Source organism: Burkholderia sp. BCC1999, assembly GCF_905339975.1.
In the GTDB taxonomy this organism is placed as follows: domain Bacteria; phylum Pseudomonadota; class Gammaproteobacteria; order Burkholderiales; family Burkholderiaceae; genus Burkholderia.
The window spans coordinates 245,575-270,475 of sequence record NZ_CAJPHP010000002.1 but is presented as its reverse complement, the minus strand read 5'-3'; the positions used below and the strand labels follow the sequence as shown (position 1 = coordinate 270,475).

The window sequence follows — 24,901 nt, the reverse complement described above, 5'->3', positions numbered from 1 at the left end:
TGACTCCTGTCGCGTTCGTGGGCCGGTGGCACCGCCCGGCCGGTACGCGCACGCTGCGGCGACCGCGTTTGTTGCGGCGCAAAAGCAGGTTCAAACCAACCGATAAAGCGAGACAAGTCATGTACCAAGCAGTCAGCGAGAGAACGGCCGGCACCGCGGGACAACGCGACCAGGTTGCGGCCCACTACGACCAGGTGCGCGCGATTTTCGACATTCTCAACGGGAAGAAGGAAGCCGATCTCCTGCTGAAGAATCTGAACATCCTCGACGTGCATAGCGAAACGGTCTACCAGGGCTCGATCCTCGTGTACGACAAGCGCATCGTCGCGCTGAACCCCGACGAAACCGCGATCCGCGTACGCGAGGTGTTCGACGGCGAAGGCCTGTACGCGATTCCCGGGTTGATCGACGCTCACATCCACTTCGATGCGCAACTCGCGCATCCGGCCGCATTCGCCGAGGCAATCGTGCCGTGCGGCACGACGACGATCTTCTCCGAATGCCTCGACTTCGTCAGCGCGGCCGGCGCCGAGGCCGTGCCGGCCACCGAGCAGTTGTTCCGCGATCACGACCGCCTGCCGTATCGCGTGTTCGCGTTCGCACCGGGCAAGAAGACGTCGGTCGACGTGACCGACGCGCTGCTGAAGATGGACCCGGTGATCGGCCTCGGCGAACTCGCGCACCTGACCTACAGCGTGGGCAACGACGACGACTTCCGCAAATCGGCGCTGGGCCGCGCGAAAGGCGGCTTCATGAACACGCACTGGGGCGTGACGGCGCTGTCCGACATGATGCTGAACTACATGCCGGCGATCGGCGCGTTCGCGAACCACGACGTGTGGAAGGAAGACGACATCGAGAAGAGCGTGCGCTACGGGCTGCAGACGCAGATCAAGTTCGGCGTCGGCAGCCCCGAGGTGATCAAGATCATGCTGCGCGCGATCGTCAAGCGGAAATGGCCGTCCGAGAACTTCCAGCTGTGCGCGGACAACATCTCGGTGGATCGCCTGCTGACCAAGGGCCACATGGACTGGATCGTGTCGCTGTGCGCCGAGATGGGCATCGATCCGATCCAGGCGATCAAGATGGCGACGCTCTACACGGCGCGCGCATTCCGGATGGACAACCGCTTCGGGTCGCTGACGCCGGGCCGCTTCGCCGATATCGTGCTGACCGACAGCCTGTCGAAGATCAACCCGCGCTACGTGTTCAAGGATGGCGAACTGGTCGCCCGCGACCGCAAGCTGCTCAAGCAGGCAGACGTCGACTACTCGGGCATGGTGAAGCAACCGGTGCCCGGTCTCGGCGACCTGACGCCCGCTCAACTGGATCTCGTGCCGCTCGAAGTGTCCGACGACGGCACGCAGGCGAAGGTCTACCTGTTCGACGTGTACGGGCGCGGCCACGAGAAGTTCTTCCAGGAAGTGTGGGTGCCGTTGCGCGACGGCAAGGTCGTGCCCGAGGTGGCCGGCGTCACGCTCAACCGCATCGCGGTCGTGCAGCGCTACGCGAACGGCAAGCGTCACGTCGTCAACGGGCTGTTCAAGGGCGTGTCGATCGAGCGCGGCGCGGTGGCAACCTTCTGGCCGGCGCCGAAGGCGTACTTCGTCGCGGTCGGGAACGACAGCGACGAGATGTGTCATTGCCTGCGGCAAGTCGATTCGTACGTGGGCGGCTGCATCGTCACCGACGACAAGGCCGTGAAGGCCGTGCTGCCGCTCGACATCTACGGCGTGATGGCGAACATGAGCCTCGCCGACCTGCTCGGCGCGACGCGTTCGATCGACCAGGCACTCGAAGCGCTGGGCAACCGCAATGAGGGCGAACCCGTGGTGAACAAGCTGCTGACGCTGTTCATCTCGCTCGACCGCTTCGGCTTCATGGCCTGACGCCGGCCGGCAGGAGGAGACGACCGGCGGGCGCCCACGAGCCCCGCCGGCTATGGGAAGCGCGAATGGCACGGGCACCTTCGCCCGGTATACCTTCGTGCATTCCCCACGACAGCGCATCGCACCGCCGCCAACCCGGCGCACCGACACGCGCGGCAACACGAAGACAACCAAGGGACCACCATGGCGCACCATGCAAGGGAAGCGGAAGTCATCGATACCGGCAGCCTCACCCGGCGCTGGATCACCTATGTCGTCGGTATCTACATCCTCACGCTCGGCATCAGCTTCGCGATCCGTGCCGGCATCGGCATCTCGCCGCAAAGCAGTCTCACCCGGACGATGACGCTCGTCTACCGGCCGCTGAGCCAGGGCACGTACAACTTCATGCTCGAGCTGTTCATGCTGTTCCTCACGTTCCTGGTCCTGCGCAAGGATTTCCGCGCGAAGCATTTCGCGTCACTGATTCCCGCGTTCGTGCTGGCCAGTTGCCTCGACCTGAACCTGATGCTGACGCGCTCGATCGGCTTCCAGGACTACCTGCCGAAACTGGGCCTGCTCGCGTTCGCCGATGCACTGCTCGCGTTCGGCCTGTTCCTGATGATCCGCGCGAACCTCGTGCTGATGCCGATCGACATGTTCGTCAACGCGATCTTCGAGCGCACCGGCTGGCGCTGGGGCGACATCAAGACGAGCTTCGACTGCACGTTGCTGCTCGTCAGCGCGGCGATCGGCCTGGCCTTCCTCGGCAAGCCCGAATTCATCCGGGAAGGCACGTTCATGAACGCGATCCTGGTCGGGCAGTACATCAAGCTTTATTTCTTCCTGTTCAGGAAGGCCAAGGGCATGACGGCATCGCTGCAACGCCGCTCGCTGGAGCACCGCGCCAACTAGCGCCCTCGCTTCGGCCGGTGTCGCGGCGCGGCCGCACACCGGTTCCCGCGCGGCTTCCGCGCCTCTCCCCCTTGCATCCCGGCACCGACGCTTCGTTCGCGGCGCCGACTTCCGCTCGCCGTCAGAAAGAGTGAAGAGAACCCATCATGCCGATCAAACGCACCTGTATCGCCAAGCTGAACCGAATGGTCCGCCTCGCCGCCCCCGTCGCCGCGCTGGTGACCGGCGCCAACTCACATGCGCAGTCGACCGTGCAGCTGTACGGCATCGTCGACGCCTGGGCCGGCTATCAGCGCGTGCCCGGCAACCCGGGCGCCGCGCAACAGGGTGGCGGCGGGCTGTCGACTTCGTTCTGGGGATTCGGCGGCCAGGAGGATCTCGGCGGCGGCTACAAGGCCGTGTTCGCGATCGAGGGCTTCTTCCGCCCGCAGAACGGCCGGTTCGGCTCGTTCGACGGCGACCCGACGTTTTCCCGCAACGCGTACCTCGGTATCGCGTCGCCGTATGGCGCGCTCGCGCTCGGGCGGCAGAGCAGCCTGCTCTACCTGCAATCGGCGAAGTTCAATCCATTCTATGCGTCGTTCACATTCTCGCCGACGATCGTGCAGCTGTATTCCAGCCTCGGCACCTATCCCGGCTTCCCGACCGGCCAGGGCATTCCAGGCGGCACATCATGGAGCAACGCGGTGCAGTATTCGACACCGGATTTCGGTGGACTGAGCGGCGCGGCCATGTATGCGCTCGGCAACCAGCCGGGCGAAAACGGCGCGAAGAAATTCGCGGCGCAGGCGCAATTCACGCGCGGTGCACTGGCAATCGGGGCCGTCTACCAGTACCTGAACTTCAGTTCCGCGCCGGGCGATCTCGGCAAGCTGCTGAAGGGCTTCCAGAGCCAGACGGCCGCGCAGCTCGGCGCATCGTACGACCTGCGCTTCGTGAAGCTGTTCGGCGAGTACACGTACCTCGGCAACACGCTCGCGGGCGGCAATTTCCACGTGAACATGCTGCAGGGTGGCGTGACGATTCCGGTCGGTCTCGGCCGGATCCTCGTGTCCTACGCGTATTCGCGCGACAACAGTGCGCTCGACCAGGCGCGCAGCACGGCGACGGTCAGCTACGACTATCCGCTGTCGAAGCGCACCGACGTGTATGCGGGATATCTGTACGACCGCGTGTCGAACCTGTCCGCCGGTTGCACCTACGGCGCGGGAATCCGCACGCGGTTCTGACGGCTCCGGTTGCACGGCCGCCGGCGGCCGTGCGCCGTTGCGCGGCGTTGACGATCGTTGTCACGGATTGACAGCGCCGCCGTTCCGGGCACGCTCGACGATCACGAATCCTGCTGCTTCCCCGACTGCGCGAACGTCATCCATCCGACCACCGCGGTGGCGACCCAGCAACACGTGACCAGCAGATCGAGATTCATCCAGCCTTCGAAATTCGCGCTGTTTTCGAAACTGCAGCGCTGACGGCCCCTGACCCACATGCAGCCGCTGATCAGTTGGTCGATGTGCATGTAGATGCTGAATGCCGCAACGGCAGAGGCGATGACGGCGACCCGCAGGCTCATGCTCTTTTTCATTGGTGCTGGACGCGTGTGGTGAACTCCTGCCGATCTTAAGCCAATGGCGACGTGTCACGCAATTGATCGGGTATCGTCCCGATTGACCGGCACGCGTGAAAGATGCACCCTCCGCTCACCCCTCGATCAGCCTGATCGTCCTCAGGCAATCCGCCGCCAGTTGTTGATAGATCCGCGTGCCGTTCGCCTTCGCTTCGATCTCCGCGTCGCTCAGCCGCCGTACGACGCGCCCCGGCATGCCCGCGAGCAGCACGCCGCCCGGCACGTCGTAACCGGCCTTCACGAACGCGCATGCCGCGACGATCGTCGTCGCACCGATCGTCGCGCCGTCCATCACGACCGCGTTCATCCCGATCATCGTGTCCAGTTCGAGCGTCGCGCCATGCACGATCGCACCATGGCCGATGTGGCTGTTCACGCCGAGCCGGCACGTCTCGCCGATCCCGACGTGCAGCACGCAGCCGTCCTGCACATTGCTACCGTCTTCGACGACGATCGCACCGAAGTCGCCGCGCAGGCTCGCATGCGGACCGATGTAGCAGCGCGCGCCGATCGTCACGTCGCCGATCACGACCGCGGTCGGATCGACATACGCGGACGGATCGATGCGCGGCCGCATCCCGTTGAATTCGAACAGCGGCATCGTCAGAGCGCCGCGACCGCTTCCGGCACGAGCGAGAACAGGTCGCCGACCACGCCATAGTCGGCCACGCTGAAGATCGGTGCCTCCGGATCCTTGTTGATCGCGACGATCACCTTCGAATCCTTCATGCCGGCCAAGTGCTGAATCGCGCCGGAAATGCCGACCGCGATGTACAGCTGCGGCGCGACGATCTTGCCGGTCTGGCCGACCTGATAGTCGTTCGGCACATAGCCGGCGTCGACTGCCGCGCGCGACGCGCCGAGTGCGGCCTGCAGCTTGTCGGCCAGCGGTTCCAGCACCTTCGTGTAGTTCTCGCCGCTGCCCAGACCGCGGCCACCCGACACGATGATGTTCGCGCTGGTGAGTTCCGGCCGGTCCAGCTTCGTCACTTCACGGCTCACGAATTGCGACTTGCCTGCGTCGGCCGCCGCTTCGATCTTCTCGACCGCCGCGCTGCCGCCTTCCGCCGCCACCGGATCGAACCCCGTCGCGCGCACCGTGACGACCTTGATCGCGTCGCTCGACTGAACCGTCGCGATCGCGTTGCCGGCGTAGATCGGGCGCTCGAACGTGTCGGCCGAAACCACGGCCGTGATCTCGGAGATCTGTGCGACGTCCAGCCTTGCAGCAATGCGCGGCGCGATGTTCTTGCCGTACGCAGTCGCCGGCGCGAGGATGTGCGAGTACGCCTTCGCGACGTTCATCACGGTCGCTTCGACGTTCTCGGCCAGACCGTCTGCCAGGTGCGGCGCATCGGCCAGCAGCACCTTCGACACACCTGCGATCTTCGCCGCCGCGTCCGCAGCCGCTTGCGCGCCGTGCCCCGCGACCAGAACATGCACGTCGCCACCGCCAGCTGCGCCGAGCGCCTGCGCTGCCGCCACCGCATTGAGTGTCGCAGCCTTGATCGATGCGTTGTCGTGTTCCGCAATTACCAGAATCGTCATTTCGTTGCGTTCCCTGTTACAGCACCTTGGCTTCGGTCTTCAGCTTCGCGACCAGCGTCTGCACGTCCGGCACCTTCACGCCGGCCGCGCGCTTCGGCGGCTCGTTCACGTTGAGCACCTTCAAACGCGGCGTCACATCCACACCAAGGTCTTCCGGCTTCACGGTTTCCAGCGGCTTCTTCTTCGCCTTCATGATGTTCGGCAACGTCACGTAGCGCGGCTCGTTCAGGCGCAGGTCCGTCGTCACGACCGCGGGCAGTTGCAGCGACAGCGTTTCCGCGCCACCGTCGACTTCGCGCGCGACCGTCGCACGGCCGTCGGCAATCACCACCTTCGACGCGAAAGTCGCCTGTGGCACCCCCGCCAGCGCGGCCAGCATCTGGCCGGTCTGGCTCGAATCGTCGTCGATCGCCTGCTTGCCGAGGATCACCAGCTGCGGCCGCTCCTTGTCGACCAGCGCCTTCAGCACCTTCGCGACGCCCAGCGGCTCGACGCCGGCATTCGATTCGACGAGGATCGCGCGGTCCGCGCCGATCGCGAGCGCCGTGCGCAGCGTTTCCTGCGCTTGCGCCACGCCGACCGATACGGCGACCACCTCGGTCACGATGCCGGCTTCCTTCAACCGCACGGCCTCTTCCACCGCGATCTCGTCGAACGGGTTCATCGACATCTTCACGTTCGCGATGTCGACGCCGGTCCGGTCGGATTTCACGCCGACCTTCACGTTCGCGTCGACCACGCGTTTCACTGCCACGAGCACTTTCAACTGCGCGTCTCCCTTGTAGTGCGAAAGCCGCGTCAGCGCGCGGTATAACCGCCGTCGATCACGAGCTCCGCGCCCGTCACGTAACGGCCTGCCGGCGACACGAGATACAGGATGCCGGCCGCGATGTCGCGCGGGCTGCCGATCTTGGCCATCGGCACGTGCGTCTGCAGATAGCCGAAAACATTGTCGGGGTCCTGCCCCATCTGGCGGAACGCGTCCTCGAGCATCGGCGTGCGGATATAGCCGGGATGCACCGAGTTCGCGCGGATGTTCTTCGCCGCGTACAGCATCGCGTCGACCTTCGCCATCATCCGCACCGCGGCCTTCGATGCGTGATACGCGGGCACGTCGGGGCCGCCGACGATCCCGTACATCGACGACAGGTTCACGATCGAGCCGCCGCCGGCCGCATCGATATGCGGAATCGCCGCACGCGTGCACAGGAACACGCCGTTCACGTTCACGTCCTGCACGCGCTGCCACTGCGCGAGCGTGAGCTCGTGCGTCGGCACGTTGTGGCCTTCGATGCCCGCGTTGTTCACGAGCACGTCGAGGCGCCCGAAGCGCGCGACGATCTCGCCGAACACGCGTCCCACGTCGGCTTCCTGCGTCACGTCGAGCGACCAGAACGCGGCCTGGCCGCCCTGCGCACGAATTTCCTCGACCAGCGCTTCGGCCGGCTGCGACAGTACGTCGAGAATGGCCACGCTTGCGCCGGCCGCGGCCAGCGTTCGTGCCGTCTCCGCGCCGATGCCGCGCGCGCCGCCGGTGATCGCGGCCACCTTGCCGCGCAGGTCGAACAGTTCTTCGATGAGTTTCATGGTGTCTCCGTAGATTCAGGCAGGCCGCTCACATGTGCGGCGGCCTTCAAGGGCATCCTGCGTTATCGCGTATTCCGCGTCGCGAGAAAATCGAGGCATTCCCGATTGAAATAATCGGCGTGTTCCACCATCACCCAGTGGCCGCACCGGTTCATCAGCACGAAGCGCGCGTCGCGACAGTGTTCGAGGAATTTCAGCGCGCCGCCGACCGGGTTGAAGCGATCGTCCGTGCCCCAGAAACCGAGAATCGGGCAGCGCAGGTCGCCGAGCGCGCCGGTCAGGTTCGGCACGCTCATCGTCGACAGCACTTCGGTCGGCTGCTCGACGCACACTTTCATCCGCTCGGCGACGAGCGCGTCGGTGACGATCGCCGGATCGTGCACGAGCAACGTCAGCAGCTCGCGCATCGTGTCGTCATTCATCTGGCGATTGGTGAACAGCTTCACCATCCGCTGGATCCCTTCCATCCGGAAATAGGTGTCGCGATCCTCGACGCCGCCCGGCGCCATCATGATCAGCCCGTCGACTTCGTCCGGGTAGTCGAGCGCATATTTCAGCGCGATCGCGCCGCCAAGCGAGTTGCCGAGCAGCACGGCCGGCCCGATCCCGAGCGCGGCCAGCTGCGCATGCAGCGCGCCGACGAAGAAATCGAGCGTATAGGCGACGTCGGACGGCTTCGACGACTGCCCGTAGCCCGGCAGGTCGACGACGATCGCGCGATAGCCGGCCGCCGCGAACGCCGGGACGTTGTGCTTGAAGTTGCTGAAGCCGCTGGCGCCCGGGCCGCTGCCGTGGATGAACACCACGGGCCGGCCCTCGCCCGCCTCGAAATGGTGCAGGCGCATGCCGCCCGGTACATCGGTGAAGATGCCGGCGGGCGGCGTCGTGAGGGTCGTCATCGCGGGTTGTCTCCTTCGTCGTTCGATGGATGTCTGCCACGATGATTGCGCCGCCGGCGCCGGCCGGCATCATCCTTTCAGACTACGAAGCCGCGCGCGCTTCTTCCTATCATCGGCCCACCGAAACGGAGGCAACGATGAACGGATTCGACTACAGCGGCAAGACGGTGCTCGTGACGGGCGGCACCAAGGGCATCGGGCGGCGCATCGCCGAACGGTTTCTCGCGGCAGGCGCGCGCGTGTTCGTCTGCGGGCGCAGCGCGCCCGACACGCCGCCTTCGGCCGACGGCCGCACGGCGACCTTCGTCGCGGCCGACCTGCGCGACATCGAGCAGGTCGACGCGATGCTCGCGACGATCCGCGACACGGCCGGCGGCCTCGACGTGCTCGTCAACAACGCGGGCGGCTCGCCGTTCGCACTCGCGGCCGATGCATCGCCGCGCTTCACCGAATCGATCGTGCGGTTGAACCTGATCGCGCCGCTGCAGCTCGCGCAGCGCGTGAACGCGATCATGCAGCCGCAGCCCGAAGGCGGCGTGATGCTGTTCATCGCGAGCGTCAGCGCGTCGCGGCCGTCGCCCGGCACGGCCGCGTACGGCGCCGCGAAAGCGGGCCTCGTCAACGCGGTCACATCGCTCGCGGTCGAGTGGGCGCCACGCGTGCGTGTGTGCGCGATCAGCCCAAGCCTCGTGCAGACGGAATCGGCCACCGAAGGCCACTACGGCGACGACGCCGCGCTCGACGCGATCCGCGCGACGATTCCCGCCGGACGGCTCGCGACGCCCGACGACGTTGCATCGGCATGCCTGTTTCTCGCGTCGCCCGGTGCTTCGTACACGTCGGGCGCGAACCTGCGGCTCGACGGCGGCGGCGAGCGGCCGGCGTTCCTGTCGGCCGCGCAGGCCGACGCACGCTGAACCACGCAACGCAAGCGGTGCAGGGCCATTCGTTTCCAGTCCTAGGGAAGTCATCTAGTTCATTTTGACGATTCCCTGCTACCGCGATCTCCCTACTCTGCCTCTCACGACAACACACACAGTCGACCGTCGTCGATACCCCCAAGAGGAGACACCATGCATCAACGGATTTCGCGCCGTACCGACAAGCGGGCAACCGCCACGCTGTCGACGCTGGCCGCCGCGCTGCTGACGTGCGCCGTTCCCAGCGCACACGCCGGCAGCACGATCGAGCTTGGCGCCGACACGACGCTGGACTACACGTTCACGCTCAGTTACGGCCTCGGCATGCGCACCCGCGCACCGAGCGGCAATCTGCTGACGCCGGCGAACATCAACGGCGACGACGGCGACCGCAACTTCGCGAAGAACAAGCTGATCGAGAACCAGGTCAGCCTGCTCGGCGAAGTGAACCTGAAGCACGACGACTGGGGCGTGTTCGTGCGCGCGGACACGTTCTACGACCAGGCCTATCGCCGTCCGAACTACAACGACGCGCCGGGCACCGTGAACCACTCTGGCCAGTACAACGACTTCACGAGCGATGCGCGCTACTGGTCGGGCGGCCACACGACGCTGCTCGCCGCGTATGCGTACAACACCTTCAAGATCGGCTCGACGAGCCTGAACGTGAAGGTCGGCGACCAGGTCGTCGCGTGGGGCGAAAGCCTGTTCTTCCCGAACATCGCGGGCGCGCAGGGCCCGTCCGACGCGACCAAGTCGTACATGGCCGGTGCCGAGGTGAAGGACATCCTGCTGCCGGTGCCGCAGATCTCGACGCAGTGGCAGATCACGCCGCGCCTGAGCCTGCTTGCGTACTACCAGTTCTCGTTCCAGCAAAACCGCCTGACCGCGCCGGGTTCCTACTGGAGCTATTCGGACGTCACGGGCCCCGGCGCGCAGTACATCATCGGCCCGGGCGGGATGATGATTCCGCGCGGCGCGGACGAGAAGCCGAGCGCACGCAACCAGTGGGGGATCGGCGCGCGCTTCCGCGTGCTGGGCGACACCGAGCTCGGTTTGTACTACCTGCACTACAACGACATGAACCCGAGCGTCGTCACATCGTTCTATCCGACGCTCCAGTACCAGCAGACCTATTTCAACAACATCAAGCTGACGGGCGCGAGCTTCTCCACCCAGATCGGCCCGGTGAACGTTGCGGGTGAGGCATCGTACCGACAAGGCGCATCCGTACTCGTCAACACGCCGACGGGCCTCCAGTCGACCCGCGCGAACGTCGTGCAGACCAACCTGTCCGGCATCTACTCGATCGGGCCGAGCTTCCTCGCGAACTCGCAGTCGCTGATCGGCGAACTGACGTACGTGCACGCGGGCAGCATCTCGGAGCTCGGCGGATCGACCACGCTCGCGAACACCCGCAACGCGCTCGCGCTCGAGATCGCATGGACGCTCAGCTACAAGAACGTGTTCAACGGCTGGGATCTCGACGTGCCGCTGACCTACACGCACGACCTGGCAGGCACGTCGCCGCTGGCCGGCGCGCTCGGCTCGCTGACGGGCCAGGGCGACCACCGCGTGACCGCCGGCGTGACCTTCACGCGCCTGAGCAACCTGTCGCTGTCGCTCGTCTACGCGAAGTTCCTCGGTTCGCCGAACCCAGTCACGCGCCCGCTCGCCGATCGCGACTACGTGCTGGCGACGGCGACCTACCACTTCTGAGCGGCCCGGCCGCTCGTTACTCAGCAAGAAGAGGATTAGCCATGAAGCGAATTCATCTCCCCCTCCTGCGCGCGTCGGTGATGGCCGCGTGCGCGCTCGCCGCGACGGCGTCGTACCCGAAGGTCACGACGGACGACCTGAAGGCGCTCGACGGCCAGTTGACGCCGATGGGCGCCGTGCGCGCCGCGAGCAAGGACAGCAGCGTACCCGAGTGGTCGGGCAAATGGCTCGGCACGCCGTCCGACGTGCAGTACAAGCGCGGCGGCCGCTACCCCGATCCGTTCGCCAGCGAGAAGCCGGTCGCGACGATCACCGCTGAAAACATGGCGCAGTACGCGGAGCACCTGACCGACGGCCAGAAGGCGATGTTCAAGCGCTATCCGGCTACCTACAAGATCATCGTCTATCCGAGCCACCGCGATTTCCGCTACCCGGATGCCGTCTACAAGGACATCCGCGCATACGCGCCCGATTCGACGATGACGTCCGACGCGAACGGCCTCACGAACGCGCCGCCGACCGTGCCCTACCCGATCCCGAAGACCGCCGCCGAGCTGCTGTGGAACCAGCGTTTCTCGTCGTCGATCGGCACCGAGCAGGCCACCTACGACCAGGCGGTCGTGTACTCCGACGGCAACATCGCGTGGGGCAAGGTGCGCTACGACATCTACTCGCCGCGCAACGTCGGCAAGTACGACGTAAAGAACGACCTGAACAACCGCACGTACTACCGCAACGCGACGGAACTGCCGCTGTCCGACCGCGGCTCGCTGATCGTCGGCTTCACGAACTGGGACAAGGCCGGCGCGGACAACTCGTCGCGCACCTGGATGTACAACCCCGGCACGCGGCGCGTGCGTCAGGCGCCCGAATACGGCTATGACCAGCCGCAAGGCCCGGGCGGCTTCCGCACCGTCGACGACGACCGCCTGTACAACGGCCCCGGCGACCGCTACGACTGGAAGATCGTCGGCAAGCGCGAGATCTACGTGCCCTACGACAACTACAAGGTGATGGACAGTGCGGTGAAGTACGGCGACCTGCTGACCAAGGGCCACGAGAACCCGGCATATATCCGCTATGAGCTGCATCGCGTGTGGGTGCTGCAGGCGACGCTGAAGAGCGGCTATCGCCACCAGTATGCGAAGCGCGTGCTGTATATCGACGAGGACTCGTGGCAATCGCTGCTCGCGGACAACTACGACGCGCGCGGCCAGCTCTGGCGCACCAACGTCGCGACGTCGCTGTACGCGTATGACGCGAAGGTGTTCTACCCGAGCGCGGTGTTCTTCCATGACCTGATCTCGGGCGCGTACATGGCCGACCGCCTGACGAACGAAGGCCCGATGCCCAAGCTCGACAACAGCCCGCAGTTCAACGAGGCGTACTTCTCGCCGGACGCGATCCGCAGTTCGGGTAACTGATCGATCGACTGACGCGGCACGCCCGTGACCCACGCGCCGGAGCCCAGCTCCGGCGCACGACGCCGCCCGCGACGGCGGCCTTTTACTTTCGAGGGCCCTTTCATGTCTTCCCGCCTGCATACGACGCTCGGCGACGAGCTGTACGCCGCGTGGCACGCGCGCGCGCCGGTCGCGCCGCTGTCGAACCGTCCGCGCCGGCTGTCGCTCGACGACGCCTACCGCATCCAGCAACGCTTCATCGAGCGTCGCGTCGAACAGGGCGAAGCGGTCGTCGGCAAGAAGATCGGCGTGACGAGCCAGGCCGTGCAGGACATGCTGAACGTGCGCCAGCCCGATTTCGGCATCCTGCTGTCCGGCATGCACTACGCGGCCGGCGAGGCGATTGCCGCCGATTCGCTGATCGCGCCGCGCGCCGAAGGCGAGATCGCGTTCATCCTCGCGCACGACCTGCGCGGCCCCGGCATCGACCGCACCGACGTGATCGCCGCGACGGCCGCCGTCGCGCCCTGCTTCGAGATCGTCGATTCGCGCATCCGCGACTGGGCGATCCGCATCGAGGACACCGTCGCCGACAACGCCTCGTGCGGCGTGTACGTGCTCGGCGATGCGCGCGTCGACCCGCGCACGCTCGATCTCGCCGCGTGCGAGATGACGATCGACAAGAACGGCGAGCGCGTCGCGCAAGGACGCGGCGACGCGGCGCTCGGCCACCCCGCCGACGCCGTTGCGTGGCTCGCGAACACGCTCGCCGCGTACGACGTGCCGCTGCTGGCAGGCGAGATCGTGCTGTCCGGCTCGCTCGCGAAACTGATTCCGGTCACGGCCGGCGACACGCTGTCGATGCACATCTCCGGCATCGGCAGTTGCGACGTCCGCTTTATCTAAAGGAAAAATCCTGATGAAGAAAATCAAATGCGCACTGATCGGGCCCGGCAACATCGGCACCGACCTGCTGTACAAGCTGCGCCGCTCGACGGTGCTCGAACCGGTGTGGATGGTCGGCGTCGATCCGGCGTCCGACGGGCTCGCCCGCGCGCGCGAGTTCGGCCTGAAGACCACCGACAAGGGCGTCGACGGGCTGCTGCCGCACGTGGCCGACGACGACATCCGCATCGCATTCGACGCGACCTCGGCGTACGTCCATCGCGACAACTCCGACAAGCTCACCGCCCTCGGCGTGAAGATGATCGACCTGACGCCCGCCGCGATCGGGCCGTACTGCGTCCCGCCGGTGAACCTCGACGCACATCTCGACAGCGCGCAGATGAACGTGAACATGGTGACCTGCGGCGGCCAGGCGACGATCCCGATGGTGTATGCGGTGTCGCGCGTGCAACCGGTCGCGTACGGCGAGATCGTCGCGACCGTGTCGTCGAAGTCGGTCGGCCCCGGCACACGCAAGAACATCGACGAATTCACGCGCACGACGTCCGGCGCGATCGAACAGGTCGGCGGCGCACGCAAGGGCAAGGCGATCATCGTGATCAACCCGGCCGAGCCGCCGCTGATCATGCGCGACACGATCCACTGCCTGACCGACGGGCCGCCCGATGTCGACGCGATCACCGCGTCCGTGCATGCGATGGTCAAGGAAGTGCAGCGCTACGTGCCCGGCTACACGTTGAAGAACGGGCCGGTGTTCGACGGCAATCGCGTGTCGGTGTTCATGGAAGTCGAAGGGCTCGGCGATTACCTGCCGAAGTACGCGGGCAACCTCGACATCATGACCGCCGCCGCGGCCGCCACGGCCGAGCGTTTCGCCGAACAGATGCTGGCCGCAACGGCCGCCACCGCTTGAGTCGAGGAGTCACACGATGTCACTTGCAGGCAAGAAGATCACCGTCCACGACATGTCGCTGCGCGACGGGATGCACCCGAAGCGCCACCAGATCACGCTCGACCAGATGCGCAACATCGCGCGCGGGCTCGACGCGGCCGGCGTGCCGCTGATCGAGGTCACGCACGGCGACGGCCTCGGCGGCGCGTCGGTCAACTACGGGTTCCCCGCGCATACCGACGAGGCGTACCTGAGCGCCGTGATTCCGGAGCTGAAGCAGGCGAAGGTGTCGGCGCTGCTGCTGCCCGGCATCGGCACCGTCGAGCACCTGCGCATGGCGCACGAACTCGGCGTCGGCACGATCCGCGTCGCGACGCACTGCACCGAGGCCGACGTGTCGGAACAGCATATCGGCCTTGCGCGCACGCTCGGGCTCGATACGGTCGGCTTCCTGATGATGGCGCACATGTCGTCGCCGGAGCAGCTCGTCGTGCAGGCGAAGCTGATGGAATCGTACGGCGCGAACTGCATCTACATCACCGATTCGGCCGGCCACATGCTGCCCGACGACGTGACCGCGCGAATCAGCCAGGTGCGCGACGCGCTGAAACCGCAGACGGAGCTCGGCTTCCACGGCCACCACAATCTCGCGATGGGTGTCGCGAACTCGGTCGCGGCGGTTGCGGCCGGCGCGAACCGGATCGATGCGGCCGCGGCCGGCCTCGGCGCCGGCGCGGGCAACACGCCGATGGAAGTATTCGTCGCGGTGTGCGACCGGATGGGGATCGAGACGGGCGTCGACGTGTTTGCGATTTCGGATGTCGCCGAGGATCTCGTCGTGCCGATCATGGACGCTCCGATTCGCCTCGACCGCGATGCGCTAACGCTCGGCTATGCGGGCGTCTACTCGTCGTTCCTTCTCTTCGCGAAGCGCGCGGAGGCGAAGTACGGGATTCCGGCGCGCGACATTCTCGTCGAACTGGGCCGGCAACGGCTCGTCGGCGGCCAGGAAGACATGATCGAGGATGCGGCGCTGACGATGGTGCGGGCACGGGAAGTGGCGGCGTAATCACGCTGTCGCATCGCCGGTCGTACGGGACGGGGCACATGCCCCGTCTTTTTCATGGGTGGCGGGTTATTGCACCGGCTCGGCCGACGGCATCGCGAAGGTGCCCTGCAGCACGCTGCCGGTCGGCTCGTAGGCGCGTGCGAACAGCGTAAACGGCCGGCCGTCTGCCGGTGTCGGCAGCCAGTTCGATGCCGCCGCGCCGGCACCGAGCGTATCGGCGCCGCGCCGATCCGGGATCGTCCGATCGTATGACTGCAGCGTTGCACGTGGATCGTGCCTGCTGCACCGGCAAGCGACCGACTCCCGCCACCGGTCGCAAGACGCTTGCTTACTTCTTTATCGCATTCACGGCACTCTTGAATGCCGTACCCGGCGTGAACTTGACCGTCTTCACCGCGGCAATCTCGATGGCGTCACCGGTCGACGGATTCCTGCCGATCCGGGCCGCACGCTTTCCTTGCCTGAACGAGCCGAAACCGATCAACTGAACGGTCCCGCCAGCCGCAACCGTATTCGTAATCGTGTTGATTACCACGTCCACTGCCTCGGTAGCGGCGACCCTGCTCAAGCCAGTAGAAAAGACCACGGCTTCGACCAACTCTTGTTTATTCATCTGTGGCTCCTGCATTAATGGAAATGCCGATATTCGATTACCGGACTTGTTGTATCGGCGATGTCTCGTTAAAGCACGCGCCATGATTGCCTGCGACCACCTCATCGACGATCTGTCGTTCGAGACGCACGGATCGCCGCCGAAAGCGGTCATTGGCAAGCTTGCAAGGCTGGACCGGAACGTCGCACGACGCATCGTCCAAGCGGACCATATTGCGTCAATTGAAATCGGTACGCGACCAACCGTGCAGGCTGGTTTGCGAGGGCGTTATCGGGCCCTCTCCTGTCCGCCAAAGGCATTGCACGAATTTTCCGGATCCGGAAAATACTAGTGCTTTACGCATCACGCCATCGCGTGAAATCCTCCGCATAAATGGCGTTGCATGAGCGTATACGCGAATATCGACAAGCGTCTTGACGCTCGATTCCACGTTATACATCGTCTCGTATACGCATGATGCTTCTTGTCCAATGGCTCGCCGGAAGCAACGAATTTACGATTCAACACCATTATCACGAAGCCATTCAGAACGATGAAATCGCGCGAAGGTATTCAATCCCGCTCGCGCCCGGCTTCGCCTTCCAATCGAATCCCGCTGCTCACCCTCGGGTAACGCATCATTCGACGTCAGTCGGCCCGTCATCAATCAATAATGGAGACCCCATGAAGTCATTCGCTCGCCGTGCGTCGCGCACGTCCGTCAAGCTGATCGCCGCGGCCGCCTGCGTGGCGGCTACGGCTCCCGCCCATGCGCAGTCGAGCGTATCGCTCTACGGTCAGGTCGACGAATGGGTCGGCGCGACCAAGTTCCCCGGCAGCGATCGCGCGTGGAACGTGAGCGGCGGCGGGATGTCGACGTCGTATTGGGGCCTGCACGGCGCCGAGGATCTCGGCGGCGGCTACAAGGCGGTCTTCACGCTGGAAAGCTTCTTCCGCGCACAGAACGGCCAGTTCGGCCGCTTCCAGGGCGACACGTTCTTCGCGCGCAACGCGTACGTCGGCATCGATTCGCCGTACGGCACGGTGACGGCAGGCCGTCTGACGACGCACCTGTTCCTGTCGACGATCCTGTTCAACCCGTTCTACGACTCGTACACCTTCTCGCCGATGGTGTATCACGTGTTCCTCGGCCTCGGCACGTTCCCGACCTACCCGAGCGATCAGGGCGCCGTGGGTGATTCGGGCTGGAACAACGCGGTGTCGTATGCGTCGCCTTCATTCGGTGGCCTGAACTTCGGCGCGATGTACGCGCTCGGCAACCAGGCCGGCGACAACCGTTCGAAGAAGTGGAGCGCGCAGTTCAACTACGCGAACGGCCCGTTCGCGGCAACCGCCACGTATCAGTACGTGAACTTCAACAACGGCCCGCAGGATCTGAGCGCGCTCGTCACCGGCATGAAGAGCCAGGGCATCGCGCTGGTCGGCGCGACCTACGACCTGAAGCTCGTGAAGCTGTTCGGCCAGTACATGTACACGAAGAACGACCAGGTCGCGGGCAGCTGGCACGTGAACACCGCTCAAGGCGGCGTGTCGGTACCGCTCGGCGCGGGTAACGCGATGGCGTCGTATGCGTATTCGCGTGACGCGGGCGGCCTCGACCAGACGCGCCAGACCTGGGCAGTCGGCTACGACTATCCGCTGTCCAAGCGCACGGACGTGTACGCGGCCTACATGAACGACCGCATCAGCGGCCTGTCGAACGGCAACACGTTCGGTGCGGGCATTCGCGCGAAGTTCTGATCGCAGCGATGTTCCGAACGCCCGGAACCGGGGATCGCACGTGTTGCGTCGTCCCGGCTCCGGGCATGTCGAACGCAAGCGCGGCAAGCTCGCCGCGCTTCTGTCTCGGGATCGCGGTGCTCGGCACACTGTTTGCGGCTCCACACGGCGGTGCGGCAGGCTTGCGCGCGGCGATGTTTGTCGGCGCGGCGATTCAATTGACAAGCGCGGTGGTGTCGCCGATCAGCGTGCGGCGTGCGGCATGACGCATCGTTTTCCTGCTACGCGCGACGGCACCGCTCCACCGGCTCAGTGATGCTTTCCGCCATGCTTGCGCGCCCGATGCTCGGCGCGCTTCTGCAGCAGCGCCGGCATCAGCTCCTCGATGTACTGCCGCGCCTGCCCGCGCGTCATGATCTCGCTGAAGCGCTGGTGCGCCTTGTCCTGGCCGACCAGCGCCGCATGCGCTTTCTTCAGGATATGCAGATACGCAATCAGGCTCGTGCCGTCGCGCACGGGCAGCGCATCGCGCGGGTCCGGGGTCGTACTCATGTTCCGATCCTTTGCGGACAATCCGTCCGGCACGTAGTCGTTACGAGCGCCAGCAGGTCGTTGGCGAGGCGGTCGCGATCGGTCAGCGGCGCAACGCCGAACAGCCGCTCGAGCGTAGCGGCGACCGATGCATGGTCGTACGGCGTGTGGTCAACCTGCCCGGCCGCGACCCACGGCGAAATCACGATCGCCGGCACGCGCACACCGTACACGTCGAAGCCGAAGCCGCTCGCGTTCAGCGTCGCGGCCGCGCCGTCGTTCGGCGGCGGCGCGGCGCCCGGCTTGACCGAATCGTAGAAGCCGCCGTGCTCGTCGTAGACGATCACGAACAGGCTGCTGTTCCACACCGGCGAATTGCGGATCGCGTTGTACACGCGCGCGGCGAGCTGGTCACCGCCGGCCAGCCCGTCCATCGGATGCTGCGAACTGCCGTTCCGATAGGTGCCGTGCACGATGTCGCCGTAGCCGGGCTCGATGAACGTGTAGCGCGCCGTGTAGCCGGCCGCGAGATCGGCTTCGAAATGCGCGAGATCGTCGACGTCGAAGAAGCTGATGCCCTTCAGCGATGCGACCTGCGGCACATGGCCGAGCGGATCGCCGGTCTGGTCCTGGTAGATGCGCCAGGTGTCGTCGCCGAGCGCACCGAAGATCGAACCCTTCGGATAGGGAAAGCCGTCGAATGCGTCCCATCCGCCCATCTCTTCCTTGGTCGGCGAATGGTCGAGCCCGGCCGACGACGCGCCGTGCAGGAAGAAGCGATTCGGCCAGGTCGGCCCCGGCATCGACGCATGCCACGCGTCGCACAGCACGAACGCATTCGCGAGCGCGTACAGCGACGGCGCCTGCGTCGCGACGTCGACACCCTGCATGATCTTGCCCGCGTCTGCCGGCTGCGGCGGCGTGCCTTCCGAATGTGAGGTCGCGTAATTCGACACGAAGCCGGAATTGGCGACGGCCGGATAAGCCTGCCCTTTCACGAACGGCACACCCGCGCCGCAGAGCTGCTCGAGCACGTCGGTGAATTCGTGGCACGGGTCAGTCGGCATCCGGTCGGGCGCGCCGCCGCCGAACGGATAGACCGCGCCGCCATACGCGTTGCTGTTGCCCGGCGACGCGGCGACGATGTCGGGGTAACCCGACAGCGCGAACAGATGATCGAAGGAACGGTTCTCGAGCATCAGCACGAACACGTGCTGGATGCGATCCTGAACGGAAGGGGATGCGGGGGCTGCGTCTGCACTCATGGCGCCTCCTGGCGTCGGGCGACGAATGTCCGGCTGGCACGATCGTTAGCGCGCTGAAAGCGACTGAAGGGATTGAAAGCCGCGCGCGGGCCGCGAATTGCCGACGAGTGTACGACCGCGCCGCCCCGCGCGTAAAGCGTCATACGAACCGCGTCGCGGCAGGCCCGTTCAGCCGTCGGCCGCTGCGGTTTGCAGCGTGACGACATCGCGCCGCGGCGGCGCGCCGAACATCCGCGCGTATTCGCGGCTGAATTGCGACGCGCTTTCGTAGCCGACCCGATACGCGGCCGTTTCCGCATTCGCCGCGCCCGTCACCATCAGGTGCCGCGCTTCGAGCAGGCGCAATTGCTTCTGGTACTGCAGCGGCGTCATGGACGTCAGCGCCTTGAATTGCCGGTGAAACGCGGACGGGCTCATTTGCGCGACGGCGGCGAGTTCCTCGACGCGGACGGCCTCGGCGAACTGGCCGCGCAGCGCATGGATCGCGGCGACGACGCGTTGCGCGTGACCGTTGGCGAACACGACACGCGAGACTTCGCCGCCGTGCGGGCCCGCGAGCAGCCAGTAGCAGATCTCGCGCATCACGAGCGGCGCGACGACCGGAATCGCGGCCGGCGTATCGAGCAGCCGCATCATCCGCAACACGCAATCGGCGAGCGGCCCGCCGAAATCGGTCACGCAGACGCCATGGCCGATCGGGCCGGCCGCTTGCGGCGGCGGCGCGTCGAGCCGTTCGAGCACGTCGCGCATCATCGCGAGGTCGAATTCGAGCACGATGCCGAGGAACGGTTCGGTCTCGCTGGCCTTCACGATGCGGCTCGTCGCGGGCATCTCGACGCTGACGACGAGCGCGCGGCCGGGCCCGTAGTCGTAGCGCCGACCGCCGAACGTCGTCCACTTCGCACCCTGCACGACCACGCACAGCGCCGGCTTCATGATCAGCGGCGCGGGCAGCCGTTCGCGGTTGGAACGCAGCAGGATCAACCCGTCGATCGCTGTCGCGAACCGGCGTTCGTCGCCATGGTCGCCGGTCAGTCGCGCGACGCGTTCGACCAGTTCGTCCGACATGGTGCAGCCCTCCGTATCCCGATGTGCGGATGGTACACGCGGCGCCGCGGGCTTCGGGTCGGCCGGGCAGGATCAGGCAAGAACGCGGCCGGTTCCGGCATTCAGCGGGCGCGACGGCCGCCGTACGCTTGCGGCTGTCCGTCACCGACTTCGACCAGGAGCACAGCATGACTGCAGCACATTCCACCGGTTCCGCCCCGAAAATCGCCGTCGTCACCGGCGGCAGCCGCGGGCTCGGCCGCAATACGGTGCTTCACCTCGCGCAGCGCGGCGTGCGCGCGATCTTCACGTACCGCTCGAATCGCGCGGAAGCCGATCGCGTCGTCGCACTGACCGCAGACGCCGGGCAACCGGCGCTCGCACTGCCGCTCGACACCGGGGAACCCACCACGTTCGGCCGCTTCGCCGAACAGCTCCGCGACGCGCTTTCAGGCTGGGGCGCCGACCGTTTCGACTTCCTCGTCAACAATGCGGGCACCTCGCATCACGCGCCGATCGCCGAGACGACCGAGGCCGATCTCGACGCGCTCTATCGCGTGCACTTCAAGGGGGTGTTCTTCCTCACGCAGACGCTGCTGCCGCTGATCCGCGACGGCGGCCGCATCGTGAACGTGTCGTCGGGCCTCACACGCGTCGCGTTGCCCGGCAGTGCGGCCTACGGATCGATGAAAGGCGCGGTCGAGGTGCTGACGCGCTATCTGGCGAAGGAGCTGGGGCCGCGCCGCATCGCGGTGAACGTCGTCGCGCCGGGCGCGGTCGCGACCGACTTCAGCGGCGGGATGGTGCGCGACAATCCGGAGGTCAACCGGCGCGTCGCGGAATGGACCGCGCTCGGCCGCGTGGGCGAACCCGACGACATCGGGGCGATGATCGCGTCGCTGCTGTCGGACGACAACCGGTGGGTCAATGCGCAACGCATCGAGGTGTCGGGCGGGATGGCGCTCTGAGCGTTGACTTTCGCCGATCGGCCCGATACGATCGATGCACTTTCAAGACGCCCTCCCGGTCCGCCGGGAGGGCGTTTCGTTTTGGTTCCCCAACCAGACGGAAACGACTTGAAATGAACCCGATCGACATCTCTCCCGCCGCCCGGCCGGCCGGCAACCACGACGGCCTCGGCTACCTGCGGCACGGCACAGGCCCCGAACGCGTGATGGTCCTGCACGACTGGCTCGGCGACGCGACGAACTACGCGGCGGCGCTGCCGTATCTCGACGAAACGGCCTTCACGTACGTGTTCGTCGACCTGCGCGGCTACGGCGCATCCCGGCATCTGAGCGGCACGTACACGATCGACGAGATCTCGGCCGACTGCCTCGCACTCGCGGATCGTCTCGGCTGGCAGCGCTTTCACGTGATCGGCCATTCGATGACCGGCATGGCGACGCAACGAATCGCGGCCGATGCGCCGTCACGCATCAAGCGCGCGATCGCCGTATGCCCGGTGTCGGCGGCCAGCAACCGCCTGGGCGACGACGCGCGCGCATTCTTCGCGAGCACGACGGTCGACGACGACGCGTTTCGGCGGCTCGTGTGATTCGTGACGGGGGGATTGTCGGCGCGCTGGGCCGACATGAAGCTGCGGCAGAACCGCGAACGCGTGGCGCCGGGTTGCCGGCTCGCGTATCTCGACATGCTGACGGGCACGGATTTCGTCGACGATATCCGCGGGCTCGACACGCGCTTCCTGGTGATCGTCGGCGACAAGGATCCGGGGCTCGACGCGGCGGCGATGCAGGCGACGTTTCTCGCCTGGCATCCGAACGCTCGGCTCGTGACGATACCGAATTGCGGGCATTACCCGATGCAGGAATGTCCGCCGTACTTCGCGATGATCGTCGAGGATTTCCTGCGGGACGCGGCCGCCCGAGCGTTGCGCACGCGCGGCGGCCGGTAGAGGCGGGGTTGGCCGCCGCGGCACGACAGCGCCGCCGGCGACCGACGAACGGCATGCAACGTGCCGTTCATCCGGTTCGTCCGACCGCATGGCCGGACGGGTTTCGACCGGGTGCGCGATGTGCCGCGCACCGATCGTGGCCGCTTAACGGCGCGGCTGCCCGGTTCGCGGCGGACGCGGCGAATTCGCGTCCTTGTGCCGGAAGTTGATACGGCCCTTGGTCAGGTCGTACATCGACAGTTCCAGCGTCACGCGGTCACCCGCGAGAATGCGGATGTGGTTCTTGCGCATGCGGCCCGACGCGTACGCGCCCACCACCACGCCGTTTTCCAGCGTGACGCGATATTTGCTGTCCGGCAGCACTTCGTCGACGATCCCGTCGAGTTCCAGCAGTTCTTCTTTTGCCAAACCAATTCCTCCAGACAAGGTGATTGACCGCGGCCGCGGCGATCTGCCCGGCGCCGGATCCCGCAGCGGGACGGCCGCCGGCAGGCTGCCGGGGATCGGTTCGTTCAGACGGGCCTCGGGCCTGTCTTGCGATCGGAGCCCGGCGCGTTGCGGCGTTCGGGCGGTCGGTGGCGGCGGCGGGATGAGCGCCGCGCAAGTCGGGACCGCGCCGGCTACGACATGGCAGCGGTCTGCTCAGGTTGATGCGGTGATGCGCTCGCGAAGCGGCGAGCGCTTTACGAGGACGTTACGTCGCACGCCGTTCAGGCATGCGGGAGGGAGGCGTCACGACCGATGCATCGTGAATGTCGCGATGCATCGGTCGTGCGCATCGGAACGCGCTGGCGCCGCCAAAGCGGCGCCTCGCGCGAAACTCCATCCGGCAGCGGCCACCGACTGGCGGCCGGTGCCGATGCGGCTTACTGCGGCGTGATGTTCGACGCTTGCAGACCCTTCGGGCCGCGCTTCACTTCGAAGCTGACCTTCTGGCCTTCGGCCAGGGTCTTGAAGCCCGTGCCGCGAATTTCCGAGAAATGGGCGAACAGATCGTCGCCGCCGTTGTCCGGGGAGATGAAACCAAAGCCCTTGGTTTCGTTGAACCACTTGACGGTACCGGTATCCACAAAAACTTCCTTAATACAAATAATTGAACATGCGCCCACGACGGGCACAGAAAGAATCAAAGAGGGAGAGACCAACGACTGCCGCACGGAGTGCGGCCAATGATGAGCAATCGAACTTCTTGAACACTTCGACCGTGGACACTACGCCGTCGCAACCGTTTCGTCAAGCCATTTCGATGCAGCGCAACATGCGATCCCCGCGTACGCCTTACGCGGCGGGCGTGACCGGCCGACGGGACATATTCCGATGCATCCCCGTTTACGGCCGGCCTACCCGTTTTTTACTGCGGCTCGAACACGTGATGCAGCGCCGGCGGCTCGCCGCCGTCGCGAATCCGCATCTCGAACGCCTTGCGCGCGACGCTCGTCGGCCGCACATCGGCCACGTCCAGGTAGAACTGCGAATACCAGTCGCGCATCTGGTACAGCGGCCCGTCGCCCTCGCACAGCAGCGGGTTGTCGATCCGCGTCTTGCTGTGCCAGATGTCGACGTCCTCGTAGAACGCGCGCTGCGCTTCCTTCACGTACGCGTTCGCGATTTCCATGTTCTGCTCGTCGGTCAGCCCGGCCACCTTCTTCACGATCACGCCGTAGCGCAGCTCGAAGCTGTTCATGTCGATCGGCACGTGGCAGTTCAGCAGTACCGAATGGATCGGCTGCCCGCCGCTCTGTCCCGTCATCTGCGTGATGTGCACGGCCGGCCCGAAATAGGTCGACAGCGCGGTCAGGGCGTCGCCGCCGAGCTTCTCGCTGCGGCCGACCATCAGCTGCGTCGCCTTGTGGTCCTCGAACAGGTTCGCGAAATAGTCGATCGGCGCGTGGTGCACGGTCGCGAAGTGCGCGACATCCGAGATGTTGTCGACCAGTTCGCGGCAGTTGGCCTGGATCACCATCTTGTCGACGACCCAGTCCGACCATTCGTCCGAGAAGCACACGTCGAGGCGCGGAATCGCGACATCGGCCGGCGGCGCGTTGCCTTCCGGGTCGTTCCACACGAACAGGAGGTTGTTTTCCTCGCAGGTCGGCCACGCGCCGATGCGCGCCTTCGGCGGAATCCGCTTGCAGTACGGGATCGACGCGCACTGCCCTTCGCCGCTCCACGCCCAGCCGTGGAACGGGCATACGAGGTTGTCGCCTTCGACCGTGCCGAGGCTCAGGTCGGCGCCCATGTGCGGACAGTACGCATCGACGATGTTGACCTTGCCGGTCGAATCGGCGAACGCGGCGAGCTTGCGGCCGAAGACATTCAGCGTGTGCGGCTTGCCGTCCTTGTAGTCGCGGGCGAGCCCGAGGCAGTGCCAGCCGCGCGCATAGCGCTGCGCGAGCGGCTGGGCTTCGATCTTGTAAGGGCGTGCGGACATGTGGGTTGACTCCTTCTTTGGGAGAGC

The 24,901-nt window shown here is 65.9% G+C and carries 26 protein-coding genes; 13 read left to right on the top strand and 13 right to left on the bottom strand.

Features of this window, described 5'->3' with window-relative positions; genetic code table 11:
• Window positions 1–119: 119 nt before the first annotated feature.
• The 3 genes from U5809_RS04115 to U5809_RS04105 all read left to right on the top strand — a co-directional run bounded on the left by U5809_RS04115 (window position 120) and on the right by U5809_RS04105 (window position 4,012).
• Window positions 120–1,889, top strand: a complete 1,770-nt coding sequence (locus U5809_RS04115) for an adenine deaminase C-terminal domain-containing protein (RefSeq protein ID WP_322085632.1) — start codon at window positions 120–122, stop codon at window positions 1,887–1,889.
• A 183-nt stretch (window positions 1,890–2,072) separates the two neighbouring features.
• The gene (locus U5809_RS04110; RefSeq protein ID WP_282509613.1) at window positions 2,073–2,783 is read left to right on the top strand and encodes a YczE/YyaS/YitT family protein; all 711 of its coding nucleotides are present in this window, start codon (window positions 2,073–2,075) and stop codon (window positions 2,781–2,783) included.
• Between the two features lie 146 nt (window positions 2,784–2,929).
• Window positions 2,930–4,012, top strand: coding sequence for a porin (locus U5809_RS04105; RefSeq protein ID WP_322085631.1), 1,083 nt, complete (start codon window positions 2,930–2,932; stop codon window positions 4,010–4,012).
• Window positions 4,013–4,113: 101 nt separating this feature from the next.
• On the opposite strand, the gene U5809_RS04100 is transcribed toward U5809_RS04105, so the two are convergent.
• The 6 genes from U5809_RS04100 to U5809_RS04075 all read right to left on the bottom strand — a co-directional run bounded on the left by U5809_RS04100 (window position 4,114) and on the right by U5809_RS04075 (window position 8,441).
• The gene (locus tag U5809_RS04100; RefSeq protein WP_282509609.1) at window positions 4,114–4,365 is read right to left on the bottom strand and encodes a hypothetical protein; all 252 of its coding nucleotides are present in this window, start codon (window positions 4,363–4,365) and stop codon (window positions 4,114–4,116) included.
• Window positions 4,366–4,480: 115 nt separating this feature from the next.
• A complete protein-coding gene (locus U5809_RS04095) occupies window positions 4,481–5,008 on the bottom strand; it encodes a transferase hexapeptide repeat family protein (protein ID WP_322085630.1) in 528 nt (175 codons plus the stop codon).
• A 2-nt stretch (window positions 5,009–5,010) separates the two neighbouring features.
• Window positions 5,011–5,955 (bottom strand): electron transfer flavoprotein subunit alpha/FixB family protein, encoded by a 945-nt coding sequence (locus U5809_RS04090; protein WP_322085629.1) that lies wholly within the window; start codon window positions 5,953–5,955, stop codon window positions 5,011–5,013.
• 16 nt (window positions 5,956–5,971) lie between these two features.
• The gene (locus U5809_RS04085; protein ID WP_322085628.1) at window positions 5,972–6,721 is read right to left on the bottom strand and encodes an electron transfer flavoprotein subunit beta/FixA family protein; all 750 of its coding nucleotides are present in this window, start codon (window positions 6,719–6,721) and stop codon (window positions 5,972–5,974) included.
• A gap of 32 nt (window positions 6,722–6,753) precedes the next feature.
• Window positions 6,754–7,542: an SDR family NAD(P)-dependent oxidoreductase gene (locus tag U5809_RS04080; RefSeq protein WP_176045511.1), complete on the bottom strand. Its 789-nt coding sequence runs from the start codon at window positions 7,540–7,542 to the stop codon at window positions 6,754–6,756.
• Between the two features lie 62 nt (window positions 7,543–7,604).
• Complete coding sequence (locus U5809_RS04075) at window positions 7,605–8,441, bottom strand: alpha/beta fold hydrolase (protein ID WP_282509601.1); 837 nt, start codon at window positions 8,439–8,441, stop codon at window positions 7,605–7,607.
• Between the two features lie 137 nt (window positions 8,442–8,578).
• On the opposite strand from U5809_RS04075, the gene U5809_RS04070 reads away from it, so the two are divergent.
• The 6 genes from U5809_RS04070 to dmpG all read left to right on the top strand — a co-directional run bounded on the left by U5809_RS04070 (window position 8,579) and on the right by dmpG (window position 15,350).
• Entirely contained in the window at window positions 8,579–9,358 is a 780-nt protein-coding gene (locus U5809_RS04070; protein ID WP_322085627.1) for an SDR family oxidoreductase, read from the top strand.
• A 156-nt stretch (window positions 9,359–9,514) separates the two neighbouring features.
• Window positions 9,515–11,080, top strand: coding sequence for a DUF1302 domain-containing protein (locus U5809_RS04065; protein WP_282509597.1), 1,566 nt, complete (start codon window positions 9,515–9,517; stop codon window positions 11,078–11,080).
• A 41-nt stretch (window positions 11,081–11,121) separates the two neighbouring features.
• Window positions 11,122–12,504 carry a DUF1329 domain-containing protein gene (locus U5809_RS04060; RefSeq protein ID WP_322085626.1) on the top strand — a complete coding sequence of 461 codons (1,383 nt, stop codon included), beginning with the start codon at window positions 11,122–11,124 and terminating at the stop codon, window positions 12,502–12,504.
• A 102-nt stretch (window positions 12,505–12,606) separates the two neighbouring features.
• Window positions 12,607–13,389, top strand: coding sequence for a 2-oxopent-4-enoate hydratase (gene dmpE / locus U5809_RS04055; RefSeq protein WP_176045516.1), 783 nt, complete (start codon window positions 12,607–12,609; stop codon window positions 13,387–13,389).
• A gap of 13 nt (window positions 13,390–13,402) precedes the next feature.
• Window positions 13,403–14,302, top strand: coding sequence for an acetaldehyde dehydrogenase (acetylating) (locus tag U5809_RS04050; protein ID WP_282509590.1), 900 nt, complete (start codon window positions 13,403–13,405; stop codon window positions 14,300–14,302).
• A 16-nt stretch (window positions 14,303–14,318) separates the two neighbouring features.
• Entirely contained in the window at window positions 14,319–15,350 is a 1,032-nt protein-coding gene (dmpG, locus tag U5809_RS04045; protein WP_322085625.1) for a 4-hydroxy-2-oxovalerate aldolase, read from the top strand.
• Between the two features lie 328 nt (window positions 15,351–15,678).
• Here dmpG and U5809_RS04040 read toward each other — a convergent pair whose 3' ends face one another.
• Window positions 15,679–15,978 (bottom strand): HU family DNA-binding protein, encoded by a 300-nt coding sequence (locus U5809_RS04040; RefSeq protein ID WP_322085729.1) that lies wholly within the window; start codon window positions 15,976–15,978, stop codon window positions 15,679–15,681.
• Window positions 15,979–16,626: 648 nt separating this feature from the next.
• Between U5809_RS04040 and U5809_RS04035 the strand changes: the two genes are divergently transcribed.
• Window positions 16,627–17,703, top strand: a complete 1,077-nt coding sequence (locus tag U5809_RS04035) for a porin (protein WP_322085624.1) — start codon at window positions 16,627–16,629, stop codon at window positions 17,701–17,703.
• A 288-nt stretch (window positions 17,704–17,991) separates the two neighbouring features.
• Here U5809_RS04035 and U5809_RS04025 read toward each other — a convergent pair whose 3' ends face one another.
• From U5809_RS04025 to U5809_RS04015, 3 genes are all read right to left on the bottom strand, one after another.
• Complete coding sequence (locus U5809_RS04025; protein WP_322085623.1) at window positions 17,992–18,234, bottom strand: hypothetical protein; 243 nt, start codon at window positions 18,232–18,234, stop codon at window positions 17,992–17,994.
• A complete protein-coding gene (locus tag U5809_RS04020) occupies window positions 18,231–19,478 on the bottom strand; it encodes an alkaline phosphatase family protein (RefSeq protein ID WP_322085622.1) in 1,248 nt (415 codons plus the stop codon). Before U5809_RS04020 ends, U5809_RS04025 begins: the two co-directional genes overlap by 4 nt.
• Before the next feature lie 168 nt (window positions 19,479–19,646).
• The gene (locus U5809_RS04015; RefSeq protein ID WP_322085621.1) at window positions 19,647–20,546 is read right to left on the bottom strand and encodes an AraC family transcriptional regulator; all 900 of its coding nucleotides are present in this window, start codon (window positions 20,544–20,546) and stop codon (window positions 19,647–19,649) included.
• Window positions 20,547–20,713: 167 nt separating this feature from the next.
• Between U5809_RS04015 and U5809_RS04010 the strand changes: the two genes are divergently transcribed.
• The 3 genes from U5809_RS04010 (at window position 20,714) to U5809_RS04000 (ending at window position 22,443) form a co-directional block, all read left to right on the top strand.
• Window positions 20,714–21,493, top strand: coding sequence for an SDR family NAD(P)-dependent oxidoreductase (locus U5809_RS04010; RefSeq protein WP_322085620.1), 780 nt, complete (start codon window positions 20,714–20,716; stop codon window positions 21,491–21,493).
• A gap of 113 nt (window positions 21,494–21,606) precedes the next feature.
• The gene (locus U5809_RS04005) at window positions 21,607–22,083 is read left to right on the top strand and encodes an alpha/beta fold hydrolase (RefSeq protein WP_322085619.1); all 477 of its coding nucleotides are present in this window, start codon (window positions 21,607–21,609) and stop codon (window positions 22,081–22,083) included.
• A gap of 3 nt (window positions 22,084–22,086) precedes the next feature.
• Complete coding sequence (locus U5809_RS04000) at window positions 22,087–22,443, top strand: alpha/beta hydrolase (RefSeq protein WP_322085618.1); 357 nt, start codon at window positions 22,087–22,089, stop codon at window positions 22,441–22,443.
• A gap of 144 nt (window positions 22,444–22,587) precedes the next feature.
• On the opposite strand, the gene infA is transcribed toward U5809_RS04000, so the two are convergent.
• The 3 genes from infA to U5809_RS03985 all read right to left on the bottom strand — a co-directional run bounded on the left by infA (window position 22,588) and on the right by U5809_RS03985 (window position 24,874).
• Window positions 22,588–22,851: a translation initiation factor IF-1 gene (gene infA, locus U5809_RS03995; RefSeq protein WP_048251091.1), complete on the bottom strand. Its 264-nt coding sequence runs from the start codon at window positions 22,849–22,851 to the stop codon at window positions 22,588–22,590.
• 458 nt (window positions 22,852–23,309) lie between these two features.
• The gene (locus U5809_RS03990) at window positions 23,310–23,513 is read right to left on the bottom strand and encodes a cold-shock protein (protein WP_006483056.1); all 204 of its coding nucleotides are present in this window, start codon (window positions 23,511–23,513) and stop codon (window positions 23,310–23,312) included.
• Between the two features lie 281 nt (window positions 23,514–23,794).
• Window positions 23,795–24,874, bottom strand: coding sequence for a Rieske 2Fe-2S domain-containing protein (locus U5809_RS03985; RefSeq protein ID WP_282509572.1), 1,080 nt, complete (start codon window positions 24,872–24,874; stop codon window positions 23,795–23,797).
• Window positions 24,875–24,901: the final 27 nt, after the last annotated feature.

What these genes read in the sequence shown, in the direction of transcription:
- U5809_RS04080 (WP_176045511.1), bottom strand. Translation starts at nt 7,542, where the DNA reads ATGAAACTCATCGAAGAACTGTTCGACCTGCGCGGCAAGGTGGCCGCG.
- U5809_RS04070 (WP_322085627.1), top strand. Translation starts at nt 8,579, where the DNA reads ATGAACGGATTCGACTACAGCGGCAAGACGGTGCTCGTGACGGGCGGC.
- U5809_RS03985 (WP_282509572.1), bottom strand. Translation starts at nt 24,874, where the DNA reads ATGTCCGCACGCCCTTACAAGATCGAAGCCCAGCCGCTCGCGCAGCGC.
- U5809_RS04040 (WP_322085729.1), bottom strand. Translation starts at nt 15,978, where the DNA reads ATGCAGGAGCCACAGATGAATAAACAAGAGTTGGTCGAAGCCGTGGTC.
- U5809_RS04095 (WP_322085630.1), bottom strand. Translation starts at nt 5,008, where the DNA reads ATGCCGCTGTTCGAATTCAACGGGATGCGGCCGCGCATCGATCCGTCC.
- U5809_RS04035 (WP_322085624.1), top strand. Translation starts at nt 16,627, where the DNA reads ATGAAGTCATTCGCTCGCCGTGCGTCGCGCACGTCCGTCAAGCTGATC.
- U5809_RS04025 (WP_322085623.1), bottom strand. Translation starts at nt 18,234, where the DNA reads ATGAGTACGACCCCGGACCCGCGCGATGCGCTGCCCGTGCGCGACGGC.
- U5809_RS04090 (WP_322085629.1), bottom strand. Translation starts at nt 5,955, where the DNA reads ATGACGATTCTGGTAATTGCGGAACACGACAACGCATCGATCAAGGCT.
- U5809_RS04060 (WP_322085626.1), top strand. Translation starts at nt 11,122, where the DNA reads ATGAAGCGAATTCATCTCCCCCTCCTGCGCGCGTCGGTGATGGCCGCG.
- U5809_RS04050 (WP_282509590.1), top strand. Translation starts at nt 13,403, where the DNA reads ATGAAGAAAATCAAATGCGCACTGATCGGGCCCGGCAACATCGGCACC.
- U5809_RS04115 (WP_322085632.1), top strand. Translation starts at nt 120, where the DNA reads ATGTACCAAGCAGTCAGCGAGAGAACGGCCGGCACCGCGGGACAACGC.
- U5809_RS04105 (WP_322085631.1), top strand. Translation starts at nt 2,930, where the DNA reads ATGCCGATCAAACGCACCTGTATCGCCAAGCTGAACCGAATGGTCCGC.
- U5809_RS04110 (WP_282509613.1), top strand. Translation starts at nt 2,073, where the DNA reads ATGGCGCACCATGCAAGGGAAGCGGAAGTCATCGATACCGGCAGCCTC.
- U5809_RS04010 (WP_322085620.1), top strand. Translation starts at nt 20,714, where the DNA reads ATGACTGCAGCACATTCCACCGGTTCCGCCCCGAAAATCGCCGTCGTC.
- dmpE (WP_176045516.1), top strand. Translation starts at nt 12,607, where the DNA reads ATGTCTTCCCGCCTGCATACGACGCTCGGCGACGAGCTGTACGCCGCG.
- U5809_RS04020 (WP_322085622.1), bottom strand. Translation starts at nt 19,478, where the DNA reads ATGAGTGCAGACGCAGCCCCCGCATCCCCTTCCGTTCAGGATCGCATC.
- U5809_RS04075 (WP_282509601.1), bottom strand. Translation starts at nt 8,441, where the DNA reads ATGACGACCCTCACGACGCCGCCCGCCGGCATCTTCACCGATGTACCG.
- U5809_RS04005 (WP_322085619.1), top strand. Translation starts at nt 21,607, where the DNA reads ATGAACCCGATCGACATCTCTCCCGCCGCCCGGCCGGCCGGCAACCAC.
- U5809_RS04015 (WP_322085621.1), bottom strand. Translation starts at nt 20,546, where the DNA reads ATGTCGGACGAACTGGTCGAACGCGTCGCGCGACTGACCGGCGACCAT.
- dmpG (WP_322085625.1), top strand. Translation starts at nt 14,319, where the DNA reads ATGTCACTTGCAGGCAAGAAGATCACCGTCCACGACATGTCGCTGCGC.
- U5809_RS04065 (WP_282509597.1), top strand. Translation starts at nt 9,515, where the DNA reads ATGCATCAACGGATTTCGCGCCGTACCGACAAGCGGGCAACCGCCACG.
- U5809_RS04100 (WP_282509609.1), bottom strand. Translation starts at nt 4,365, where the DNA reads ATGAAAAAGAGCATGAGCCTGCGGGTCGCCGTCATCGCCTCTGCCGTT.